This window comes from Deltaproteobacteria bacterium (assembly GCA_019310525.1).
Lineage (GTDB): Bacteria > Desulfobacterota > DSM-4660 > Desulfatiglandales > HGW-15 > JAFDEE01.
Map to the genome: position 1 here is coordinate 1 of JAFDEE010000084.1, position 11,802 is coordinate 11,802.

Below are 11,802 nucleotides of genomic sequence, written 5' to 3' on the forward strand. Positions count from 1 at the left end.
ACATAAATCCCAGCGTCGCTTCGCTCCGACTTCCTCGCTCGGGGGTGCCGCAATCCTCCGGATCAGGGTGTCGGAATGCTCCGGAATGACATGCCGTTTTCACCGGAATAGGCAGGGTGGGGTAAGACCAGGGCAAAGGTTCGGGAAGAGATACCTATATGAGTGGTGGAAGAGAGCGTGCAAGAATCTGGGAATTGAAGGCGTGGATCTGTATGGTGGTACACGACACAGTTCTGCGCGTGCTCTCAGAAAGTTTAGGAGCCCAGAGGAAATTAAAAGAGCGACTATGCACAAAACGAACAAAGCGTTTGAGAGGTATTTCAATATAGAGCTTGAGGATGTGCGAACAATATATACAGAAACGAAAGAGGCTGCACCGAATTTGCACCGCAAATTGGGGCAGCCTCAAACACCTAACGTATTGAAATTAAAAAGTTTTAATGGTAGGCACGACGAGATTTGAACTCGTGACCCCTACCGTGTCAGGGTAGTGCTCTCCCCCTGAGCTACGTGCCTATTAGAGAGGTCTTTTATCAACTCACCGAAACGATGTCAAGACCCAATTATGTGGTAATCCCGCGGTTCCTTGTTTCGCTCCCGAGTTATTCTCCTTTCTCCTCCGGGCCCTCCCCCATCATCTTGAACCAGTAATGCATATAGTGGAGCCCAGAGCTTATGGTAAACAGAGCGGTCAAGTAGAAAAGATATCGGTAGAAAACAGGAGGAAGGGTCAAGAGATTTCCCCGGGACAGCACCGCCATTACCGAGGCAAACTGAAGGCACGTGGTTAACTTGCTTAAAAAGGAAGGTTTGATCTTCACGAACCCGGTGTGCACGAAAAACAGGACCGCCACACCCAGCAGTATCAAGACGTCTCTCGCGATAACCGTCACCGTCAACCAGGAAGGAAGGGATCCCCGTATGGCGAGGGTGATGAAGGTGGCCACCAACAGGAGTTTGTCCGCGATGGGATCCAGATAGGTTCCGATCCTGCTTTTCTGATTGAATAGTCTCGCCAGGAGACCATCCAGTCCGTCACTCAGGCAGCACAACATGAAAACAATCAGGGCGGAAAAATACTGATCGTTGATCAGATAGATAATAAAGATTGGGGCCAGAATAATCCGTATTGTGGTGATGAGGTTGGGGATGGTCATGGCACAAGCTACTTGATAACGAATAAAATCTGTCCTTCCACGCTTCTCTCTATCTCGAAAGGATAGGGGAAATGATCACTGGCCGCCACCCTCTCGGTGAAACGTTCCTCTGGCCCCATAAATTCAACGAGGACGGAGAAGGTGTTCCCACTGATCCGGCTCTGGGTAACGGATTTCACCCCAGGGATCTCTCTTTTCAGAAAGTCCTTGATCTCCCTGAACTGCCGGAAATTTTTAAGGCCGGAAATCATAACCTCGAAATGTCCGAGACCTTTTTTCCTCATCTCTTCATTGGCGAGTATTTTCGGGGTGAGTTCAGAGACCGCCTTTCTGCATATTCTCCCCAGCAGGTCCATCTCCTGCTCGCTTTCCTGTGGGACACCTTTTCCCTCCTCGAACCAATGATCCCTCGAGACCATGATTCCACTTGCAGGGTCCAGGGTGGCAAGGTCAAGGGATACGTTGCCCCCGGCATCCATTTCACATCTACCAAGGAGCACAAGGTCGGCTGAATAGGCTGTGCCCCAGCGGATGGCATCCTGGTGGGAAAGCTCGAGGACCTTCATCTCCTCAGTGATGCCCCCTTCAGGGACGTTGGAAATTCTGTTCAGAGGACGGTATCCCCGGCCTTCGAATTCCTTGAAAAGGGCCAGTTCAATAGGGGACAAAGGAGGGTTGCTTTCGGGTTCTCCCCACCAATACTGAACATGGTCCCTTTGGGGGCCTGCCTGGGATACAAGGAAAAGGATCTTGAGGGGGGGCGCTTCGGAAAGCAAAATACCGTGCTGCCGCAAGATTTCTTCTGTGACCTTCTCGTTGATCTTGACGCTTACGAGCACGCTTAGGAGATTTTCATCCTCCTGGCTCTCTTCCAGGATATGATAATTGGCGACGCTCTCACCGGCATTGGGCAGAATTTCCCTGAGAATAACGGAGAAATTCTCCGTCATACCCTTTCCTCCAAGACGTTCCGCCAAATACCTCTCCAATCCCTGGGCCAGTGCATCCGCCACAGCCTTTTCCTTGGCATCGGCAATATTTCCCTCCCTCGAATCGCCGGTGCCGATTACGATAAATTCCCGACTACCCGGACCCGCCGGCGTTTCGCCCATAGAGGGGAGAGGCGCAATGAGGCCCCAAAACAGAAAGCCTGCGGTCAATCCCAATATCAGGGAAAAAAGGGAATCACGCCTCATCACTCCCAGATCTCCTTTCTTCTTTGTCGCCATCTCAATCGATCACAAGAACCACTTTGCATTTCTGAAGGAGGCTTAAATGCCTTGGGGTCCCCCGGATTTTAGCGGCGTCGGAATTGCTGATAACCACGTCGGATATGCCGCCCCCCGCCTTCCTCACTCCCTTTATGATCAGCGGGTTGCCTGCCACCCGTTTACAGGCCTTAGCCGCTTCCAGATCTGGAACATACCTGGCCACCCCTTTCCTGACGGCATACTCACGGCTCACATAGGCCGGGCCGTAAACGACCTGCCCCTCCTCGTCCTGTACGATGGGCACCAAGGCGGGTTTTACGTGAAACCCCCGGCAATCTATGATGAGTCCGGTATAACCCTTCCCCTTTGCCGGATCCGGTGCATTGGGGTGGACCACTGATTCGATATTTCTGATGCTGCCGGGCAGGATCAATTCGGCCAATACCCCGTTCATCTCAACGGCCAGGGTTGCCTCCACGGCACCGTTCTCCTTGTAAGAGATATCCGCAACAGGGGTTTTCCGGATGAGTTCCTGAAGAGAGGCCCTCAGCCCTTTCTTTGCATCGATTATGTCCCTTATGAGCATCCTTGAATCCACATGGATGGATTCAAGGATCTCGAGGAGGTTGCGTCTTGCCTGTTCTACGGCCTTTCTTTCCGCGACCGCTCTGGCCTGGGCGGAATTTGCCGGATTCGATGGAGGAATCCCTTCTCCAATGGACTCGATGATCCCATTCGACCAGTCAATCCTCCCGTATTTCAACGACTGATTATAATTCTGGGCAAAAGAAGGGAGGCCGTAATTTACAAGGAGAAGGGACAGAATTATGCTGAATAGGAAAGTCCGCTTCGCCATAGTTTATTCCCTCACCTTTCAACCACTCCTACAAGAAGGCCTCGATCTTCCGTATGATCGGTTCGGGATCCCGGGCCGCCATCCACACCATCTCCGAATCGCTCCTGAACCACGTAAGCTGCCTCTTTGCGTATCTCCTGGTGTCCCGCTGAAAACTGGACAGGGTCTCCCGCAGGGTCCATCGCCCCTGTAGGTATTGAACGACATGTCTGTACCCGATGGATTTCATGGGTTTGATCTCCGGAGAATAACCCTTTTCAAGGAGGTCTTTGGTCTCCTCAATCAATCCATTCTCCAGCATGGACTCGCACCGCAGGTCGATCCGATGATACAGGTGTTCGCGATCCATTTGCAAACATATTTTAAGGGCGTTAAATGGTTTGTCACTGAAGCGGTGTGCCCTGATCAGGGCGGAGAGCGGCCTTCCTGTTGAATTTATGATTTCAAGTGCCCGCGTGACCCTCACCCGGTCGTTTGGGTGGATTCTCGCTGCTGCCTCGGGATCCAACCTCCTCAGCCTGTCATGGAGAAAAGGCGCACCTTTGAGTTCCACTTCCCGAAGAAGTGACTCCCTGTACGCAGAATCACCGGCTGGGCACTCCAGCAATCCTCCCAGGAGAACCTTGATATACAGTCCGGTTCCACCTACCAGGAATGGGAGGACCCCCGCGGAAGAAAGGTCTTTCAAGAGTGGAAGGGCCAATTTCCGGTAGGAGGCCGCATTGAAAACCTCGTCCGGGTCTACGATATCGTAAAGGTGATGAGGAATCCCTTCCCGTTCCTCGGGTGTGGGTTTTGCGGTTCCTATATTCATGCCCCGATAGACCTGCATGGAATCCGCATTGACGATCTGTCCGCCGAAACGGCGGGCCAGCTTCAGGGCGAGAGCACTCTTCCCGGTGGCGGTGGGGCCGGTAATAATCACAATCTTCGGTTTCCGGTCCTCCCCGCGAGCATTCGGTTCCACGTGAATTCTCCTGAAAAACAAATCCCCTTTCAGGTTGGAATGCGCTTGAACATCCTTTCTATTTCCGGATAGCGGAATTCTTTGAAGACCGGTCTCCCATGAGGGCAGTGGGCCGGGAGATCCGTCTTCCGGAGTTCGTTCAGAAGGGTTTGCATCTCCTGGATCGTAAGGCTTTTCCCCGCCCTGATGGCTCCATGGCAGGCCATGACCGTAATCAGTCTGTCCAGAGCCCGACCCCGGGTCACGTCCTTCTCTTCACGCAACACCGGGAGTATATCCACCAGAAAGGGTTTCCAATTTAAATCAAGGAGTACCGGGGGCACGGATCTCACCAAGAACGTCTCTCCGCCGAAGTGTTCGATATCGAAGCCCAGACGGCTGAGTTGTTCCAGCTTTCCCAGAAGCACCTCCTTGTCGGCGATTGAAACTTCCCACTGCTGGGGAATAAGGAAAAATTGGGTTTCAGGACGGGCCTCGTCAAATCTCCGTCTGAGCCTCTCGTAAAGGATCCTCTCATGGGCGGCATGCTGATCCACCAAAAGGAGGCCCTCTTGGGTCTGACAGATAATATAGGTATTTTTCAGTTGACCGATGATTCGAGGCCCCTCCTCGACCAAGTCCTGCTGGTGGTCGAGGGCCTCCGGCGGTTCGGATTGAAGATCCTGTTTCCCGATTCGGTACTCCCCGCCCGCTTCGGTTACCAGGGGTCGATCCACAGAAAAAGGAGATGGTGCCCAAGGGTCTGGAGAGGCATCGGGGATAGGGATCGCGAAATGCCGCTTCATGGCCTGCTCGATCATGGACACCATTGTTCGGAAAAGGGCCTGGGCATCCCGGAAGCGGATTTCCTGTTTGGCCGGATGTATGTTGATATCGATGCGGAAGGGATCGATTTCCAGGAAAAGGACGACCTGGGGATAACGCCCCTTCATGAGGCGCTGGCCGTAACCCTCTATCACCGCCCGGGTGACGAGCTTGTCCTTCACGGGGCGGTTGTTGACATAGAGCAGAATCCGGTCTGCCCGGGAGCGGGCGTGATCGGGCGGGGCCAGATAAAGATTCAGCCGAAAACTTCCGGACTCGGTTTCCTCCTGGACGAGTGCTGATGCCGTATCACGCCCCAGGATCACCGAAAGGCGATTGCGCAGATCTTCCGAGGCCGGCAGGTTCATGAGGATCCCATCGCGTGTTTCAAGCCTGAAATGGATGCGAAGGAAAGGGAGTGAAATCCTTGAAAAAACATCCTGGATCAAATCCGTTTCCGTCCTGACCGCGCGCAGGAATTTTCTCCGGACCGGCAAGTTGAAAAACAGGTCCCGTACTTCCACTATGGTCCCCGGGGGGGAACCCGTCTCGTCCAGGGACCTGATTCTCCCGCCCGCAATGCTCAGCCGGTGGCCGACGAGATGGTCCGCCGGCCGGGAAGTGATCTCGACCCGGGACACCGCGGCGATGCTGGGCAAGGCCTCTCCCCGGAATCCCAGGGTCGCAATGGAAAAAAGATCGGACACTTCCCGGATCTTGCTGGTGGCATGCCGCTCAATACAGAGCAGGAGATCATCCCTGCTCATGCCCACCCCGTTGTCAGCAACCCTTACGAGGGCCTTGCCTCCCTTTTCGATCCTGACGGTGATCCTGTCGGCATGGGCATCAATGCTGTTGTCCAACAACTCCCGTACAATAGATGCAGGTCTTTCAATGACTTCCCCGGCAGCGATCTTGGAGGCCACGTCTTCGTTCAGGATTCGAATGGTATTCATACGCTTTTTAAAGGCTGAGAAGTTCCCCGTCGATCTCGAACCGGCGGGAGCGGCGTGGGCTCCCGAACAGTCTCCTTCGAAAGGCCCTTTTGCCGGCCAACAGGAGGTTCCGGCTTCCTATGGGGTCGCGGGTGAGGCAGGGGGCCCCATCAGGGCGTAAGAGCACATCCTTCGCCGATCGATAGGACAGGGAAATCATGGAAGCGAGAAAAACAGGAAACAGCTCCCGGCGTAAGCCCCTGTTGATCAAAAACCGGGGCGGGGAACCGCTCAGGTAATCCGACAATTTCACGGATTGGGTAAAGATCCGCCGCCTGGCCCGAAGGCCCTTCTTCTTTCCGACAGCGGATATCAACAGCTCGTCACACCCGAGCTGTTCCATGCTCAGTATTTCCTTCGCTATTTTTGTATACACCGGGCCGACGAAGCAATCCGACGCGGTCTCCCAATAGAGATGTCCCATTCTTCCCCAGGAAGAGGTCTTCTGGATCATTATCGGTATAAAATAATTGTGGGCGATCACATCGGCGGCGAGATGGGAAAGGAACCCATAGGCATAGGATGCCTCCCGCTCACCCCTTGCCTCCTTCATCAGTCTGAATCCGGTTTCCCAGTTGTGGGAATGCCCCTCCCTCGGCTTGATACCCTTTCCCACGAAAAAGTCAGCAGCCAAGTTTCCATAAAGAAACTCCAGGGGATAGGCCCTGATATTTTCCGCTACAAGGGGAAGAAGCGACTGGAGGTCTCCCAGAAGACCCGTTGCGATGACGGTGTGCACCCCCGGGCCCCAGGCCCATGCACCGCCCGGGAAAAGAAAATCGAAAACCCCGAAGGCTGCGAAAAAAAAGGTGATTTTCAATAATATCATTGGATCGGAGAACCTCCCGGCCCGTTGAAGAATGGTTTTCTGTCATAGGGGTCTATCGGCACCCTGAAGTAAATCTTGACCCTCTCCTGAAGATGATCACCATAGCAGACATTTTCCGCAGAAAAAAGGGGGTTTCCGGTTTTACAGGATCTGCTGCGTTGCCTGCTTGTCGTCCCAACGGGACAGGCAGGTCTCCTGAAAACTCGAAAATCGCTCAGTTTAGGTAAAAATAATCATTGAAAAGCAACCAGATTCATTATAATTGTAATATTGTCATACTGATGTCCTCCCACCTTCTCCCGGATATCCCGGGAATCTCTGGCGCGAGGAATTAAACTCTAATAAAAACAGCAGGAAGTCATGACAATGAATGAGCCCGTGATGGAAATAAGCACGGTTCCCAAGGGAAAAGTGCCCACGCCCGGAAGCGGAATCGAGATCCGAAAAACCATTTGTTCCATCTGCAATCCCATTTCCCACTGCGGTATCGACGCCTATGTCAAGGACGGTGTTGTCATCAAGGTGGAAGGGAGCAAGGAAAATCCCCACAACGAAGGGACCCTTTGTTCAAAAGGGGCCGCCAGCAGGCAGTATATTTATCACAAGGACCGTATCCGCACCCCCCTCCTGAGAAAAGGGGAGAGGGGTTCAGACCATTTCGAGCCCATCTCCTGGGAGGAGGCCATGGATATCCTGGCGGGACGACTCCTGGAGATCCGCGAGGAGTCCGGTCCGGAATCAGTAGTTTTCTATGCGGGGTACCCGAAGTGGATGAGGCCCTTCCTGAAACGGCTCGCCCACAGTTTTGGTTCTCCGAACTACTGTACGGAATCGAGCACATGCTCCCAGGCAGCCGGCATGGCGGCCAGGTTGAACTACGGGACCATGGGCAGACCCCATATCCCAAAGACCAAATGTCTCCTAGTCTGGAGCGGCAATCCCTTTTATTCCAACACCACACTGGTAAGGGGCCTGCTTGACGCCATCGAGAGAGGGATGAAGGTAATCGAGGTTGGTCCCCTGAAGACCCCCTTGAGCAGGCACGCCCATATCCACCTAAGGATGAGACCTGGGACCTCGGGAGCCCTGGCCCTTGGCATGGCCCATGTCATCATTGAAGAGGACCTCTATGATCATGAATTCGTGGCCGAATGGACCATCGGTTTCGAGGAATTCCGAAAATACGTCCAGGAGTTTACCCCCGGCCGAACAGCTCAAATTACCGGTGTCCCCGAGGATTTGATTAAAAAGGCGGCAAGGCTTTACGCCACCACCAAACCCGCCGCCATGCAGAACAGCGCCAACGCCACCACCCACCACACCAACGGGGTTCAGAACCATAGGGCACTCACCGCCCTCGTGGGGCTCACTGGGAACTTCGACGTGGAGGGAGGCAACTATGTGATCCCACCCGGATACCTTTATATGCCGACCGGAATCCAGACGAGGGAGAAGGAATTCGAACAGTCCCGCCCGTGGACGGATATGCCTCCCCGGATCGGGCAGGATCTGCATCCGGTTTGGTGCCGCATGGTGGACGAGGCCCAGGCGATTCATATTCCTCACCAGATCAAGAGCGGCGAACCATACCCCATCAGGGCCATGCTGGGCTTCGGTCTGAATCATCGCATGTGGCCAGGGTCGGCCTTTATGCGGGAATCCCTGGAGATGCTCGATTTCCTCGTGGTGGTGGATCTTTTCATGACCGAGACCGCGAAAATCGCGGATCTGGTACTCCCGGCCTGTACTTCCTTCGAGAGAAGCGAACTCAAATTTTACCCTGAAAAATTCGTCATCTGGACGACTCCCGTGATCGAGCCCCTATGGGAATCCCGCTCCGATGCGGACATCATCTTTGATCTGGCCCGGCGTATCACCCCGGAGGACGACCTCTTGCAAAAGGGCCACGAAGCCTGTATCGATTGGATCCTTGAGCCCACCGGCCTGCGCGTGGAGGAACTGAAAAAACACCCTGCAGGGCTTTCCTTGAAAGGGTTCCCCGATCCCCCTTTCAAAAAATACGAAAAATCCGGATTCCCGACACCTTCAGGGAAGATGGAATTCACTTCCCGCATCCTGGAAGAGGCCGGGCTGGATCCTCTGCCCCGGTTCAAAGAACCCCTGATGAGCCCCTTCAGCACCCCTGAGCTGGCGGAGGATTTCCCCTTGATCCTGACAACAGGGGCCAGGCTTCCCATGTTCATTCACTCCAGGACCTTTCGACTCGGCTGGACCAGGGGGCTCCGGCCGGATCCCATGGTGGACATCCACCCCCAGGACGCCCTGGAACGGGAGATCACACAAGGGGACTGGGTGACTCTCTCCACCCCCAGGGCCTCTATCAGGGTCCGGGCCAACCTCACCAACCTGGTCCCTCCCGGCGTGGTGAACATGTACCACGGATACCCGGGCGCGGACGTGAATTTGTTAATCGACCCGGACTACCGGGACCCCATATCCGGATACCCTGGGTTCAAATCCCTGCTTTGCGAAGTAAAAAAATTCACCCCCTGAGCGAGGTTCTCCATGCAACTGGGTTTTTCATTAGATGTGTCACGGTGTAGCGGATGCATGGCCTGTGTCGTGGCCTGCCAAGACCAGAACGACCTGCCGGAAGATGCAAAATCCTTCAGGCACGTGACCCGGCTTGAACAGGGCCGGTTTCCCGATGTCTCCATCTCCTTTGTCTCTGTCGCCTGTCTTCACTGCGGGGACGCCCCTTGTCTGATGGTCTGTCCTACCAAGGCCCTCTTCAAGCGCGAGCAGGACGGCGTGGTGGACGTGAACGTGGACCTATGCGTGGGCTGCCACAGTTGTGCCTTGGCCTGCCCCTTCGGGGCCCCCCGCTTTCCCTGGGGAGAGAAGATGGCCAAATGCGATTTTTGTATCGAAAGGGTCCTCCACGGCCTGGAACCGGCCTGTGTCAGGGCTTGTCCCACCCGAGCCCTCAGCTTCGGACCTGTGGACGACCTGACCGTGGCAAAGGCGGAAAAAGCTGGTGCCACTTTACTCCGATCTTTCCTGTCCACCTCCGGTACGGAACGATGAACCAGGGCTCCCTTCCTCTTCTGATTATCGGTAATGGAGGTGCTGCCGTCCATGCCGCATTGGGAGCCCGGCAAGCCGGGTTCAAGGGCCGAATCCGCCTCGTCGCCGACCGGGAAGGCCCGGCCTTCAACCCCATGCTCGCCCCCTATTACCTTGCAGGCTCCATCCCCTTTGAACGTTGCTTTCCCTTTGGAGCGGACTTTTATATCAGGCATGAACTGGAGTGCCTGTTCGGTTCTCCGGTGGAATATCTCGATCCGCGGAATAGGGAAGTACGCCTGGCGGACAACCGGAAAATCCCTTACGAAAAATGCCTCTTGGCCACGGGGGCCAGTCCCGTGCTCCCTGGTGTGCCAGGGCTCAGGGAATCCAGCCGCGTATTCACCCTTCGAACCGCCTCGGACACCACCCGGCTGGCCGACACACTTCCCGTGACGCGGAAGGCTGCCATCCTGGGCGCCTCCCTGGTGGGGCTGAAAGTGGCGGAAATCTTTGTCCACCGAGGGATCGAGACCGTCCTTATCGATGTAGCCCCACAGATCCTTCCCCCGGCCGCCCTTCCAGAGTGTGCATCGAGTCTGGAAAACCACATACTCAAAAACGGTGTGCAGCTCCGCCTGAGCGCCTTCCTGGAACACCTTGAAGAGACCTCCCAAAGGGCGGTTCTCCACTTCAAGGAGGGTCCGCCCCTCGAAGCGGATCTATGCCTGGTATGCACCGGGGTCAGGGCAAACCTGGATTTCCTGGATCCAACCTGGACCGGCGTAGATCGCGGTATCATCGTCAACCACAGGCTGGAAACCCAGACCGAAGGCATCTATGCCGCTGGAGACGTGAGTCAGGGAACCAACCTGCTGACAGGCAAGAAAGAAGTGCTGGGGCTCTGGGGAAACGCCTGTTACCAGGGGCGATGCGCGGGGATCAATATGGCCGGAGGGAGAAGTTCATACCCGGGATCCATTCCTGATCACGTGAGCACTTTTTTCGGAATCCATTTCGTGCATCTCGGGGATGTCCATCGGCAGGGATCCGAGATCGCCGTACTTTCCGGTGATGACGGAGACGATGGAGTAAAGTTCTGGTTGGTCTTTGAAGGAAAAAGGCTGGTGGGGGCGAATCTACTGGGGAACCTGGAGCACGCCGGGCGGTTGCGGAGGACCATCCTGCTCAGGCTCGACTGGGGGGAGCACCTCTCCCAGCTCAGGGAACGTCTTTCAAGTGAAATCCTGGATAGGGCCCTTTGCACCCTCCTGCCTGCGCAACATCGATTTATCAGTACTCAATACCCTGCTGGGCCTTGATTCCCTCCTGAAAGGAATGCTTGATTTCCCGCATCTCCGTAGCCAGGTCCGCCATCTCCACGACCTCTTTACGGGCGTCTCTCCCGGTCAAGACAAGATGCAGCCCGGGGGGCCTTTTCCGAAGACCTTCCAGGACCTCATCTACGGAAATGAGTCCGAATTTCACGGCATAGTTGATCTCGTCCAGGATGATCATGTCATAGGTCCCTGAACCCATCTCTTCCAGGAAATAGTCCCAGGCCTCCCTCACGGCCCGGATGTCTTCTGGATCCGCCCCCCCCCGTCCTGGACGGACAAATCCCCTTCCCATTGGAAGGATCTTGAAATGGGGTGCCAATCTCTTGGCGGCTTCCAGTTCTCCGTAATGCATGGATCCCTTGATAAACTGGATCATCAGGGTCGATAGGCCGTGCCCCACGGCCCGGAAGGCCATTCCCATAGCGGCGGTGGTCTTACCCTTGCCGTCACCCGTAAAAACGATGATGAGCCCCTTTTTCGGCATAAATACCTTCCCTCTCCCGTCTCCCGCTCTGAGACCTTTGAAAAACGCCCCCTTTTGCCCAATCTCCGCGCCTGCCTGTGCCGGGCCTATCTGCCGTTCCAACGGGACAGGCAGGCACGGCAGACAGGTCAG

10 protein-coding genes and 1 tRNA gene are annotated in these 11,802 nt (G+C 55.2%); 3 read left to right on the forward strand and 8 right to left on the reverse strand.

Annotated elements, in window-relative coordinates:
* Nucleotides 1-441 precede the first annotated feature (441 nt).
* The 7 genes from JRF57_13495 to JRF57_13525 form a co-directional block, all read right to left on the reverse strand.
* Nucleotides 442-516 (reverse strand) — tRNA-Val (locus JRF57_13495).
* Between the two features lie 86 nt (nucleotides 517-602).
* Nucleotides 603-1,157 (reverse strand): CDP-alcohol phosphatidyltransferase family protein, encoded by a 555-nt coding sequence (locus JRF57_13500; protein ID MBW2304713.1) that lies wholly within the window; start codon nucleotides 1,155-1,157, stop codon nucleotides 603-605.
* 8 nt (nucleotides 1,158-1,165) lie between these two features.
* Complete coding sequence (locus JRF57_13505) at nucleotides 1,166-2,386, reverse strand: hypothetical protein (protein MBW2304714.1); 1,221 nt, start codon at nucleotides 2,384-2,386, stop codon at nucleotides 1,166-1,168.
* A gap of 1 nt (nucleotide 2,387) precedes the next feature.
* Nucleotides 2,388-3,224, reverse strand: a complete 837-nt coding sequence (locus JRF57_13510) for a hypothetical protein (GenBank protein ID MBW2304715.1) — start codon at nucleotides 3,222-3,224, stop codon at nucleotides 2,388-2,390.
* Nucleotides 3,225-3,252: 28 nt separating this feature from the next.
* Complete coding sequence (miaA, locus tag JRF57_13515; GenBank protein MBW2304716.1) at nucleotides 3,253-4,191, reverse strand: tRNA (adenosine(37)-N6)-dimethylallyltransferase MiaA; 939 nt, start codon at nucleotides 4,189-4,191, stop codon at nucleotides 3,253-3,255.
* A gap of 29 nt (nucleotides 4,192-4,220) precedes the next feature.
* A complete protein-coding gene (mutL, locus tag JRF57_13520) occupies nucleotides 4,221-5,951 on the reverse strand; it encodes a DNA mismatch repair endonuclease MutL (protein ID MBW2304717.1) in 1,731 nt (576 codons plus the stop codon).
* Nucleotides 5,952-5,958: 7 nt separating this feature from the next.
* Nucleotides 5,959-6,819, reverse strand: coding sequence for a zinc dependent phospholipase C family protein (locus JRF57_13525; protein ID MBW2304718.1), 861 nt, complete (start codon nucleotides 6,817-6,819; stop codon nucleotides 5,959-5,961).
* A gap of 366 nt (nucleotides 6,820-7,185) precedes the next feature.
* Between JRF57_13525 and JRF57_13530 the strand changes: the two genes are divergently transcribed.
* Genes JRF57_13530 through JRF57_13540 form a run of 3 tightly spaced genes read left to right on the forward strand, consistent with a single transcriptional unit; the run spans nucleotide 7,186 to nucleotide 11,168 of the window.
* Entirely contained in the window at nucleotides 7,186-9,333 is a 2,148-nt protein-coding gene (locus JRF57_13530) for a molybdopterin-dependent oxidoreductase (GenBank protein MBW2304719.1), read from the forward strand.
* A 57-nt stretch (nucleotides 9,334-9,390) separates the two neighbouring features.
* Entirely contained in the window at nucleotides 9,391-9,867 is a 477-nt protein-coding gene (locus JRF57_13535; protein ID MBW2304720.1) for a 4Fe-4S dicluster domain-containing protein, read from the forward strand.
* Nucleotides 9,864-11,168: an FAD-dependent oxidoreductase gene (locus JRF57_13540; protein MBW2304721.1), complete on the forward strand. Its 1,305-nt coding sequence runs from the start codon at nucleotides 9,864-9,866 to the stop codon at nucleotides 11,166-11,168. Before JRF57_13535 ends, JRF57_13540 begins: the two co-directional genes overlap by 4 nt.
* Here JRF57_13540 and cobO read toward each other — a convergent pair.
* On the reverse strand, nucleotides 11,140-11,670 hold the full coding sequence (gene cobO, locus JRF57_13545; protein ID MBW2304722.1) for a cob(I)yrinic acid a,c-diamide adenosyltransferase: 531 nt from the start codon (nucleotides 11,668-11,670) through the stop codon (nucleotides 11,140-11,142). The genes JRF57_13540 and cobO overlap by 29 nt on opposite strands.
* Between the last annotated feature and the right edge of the window lie 132 nt (nucleotides 11,671-11,802).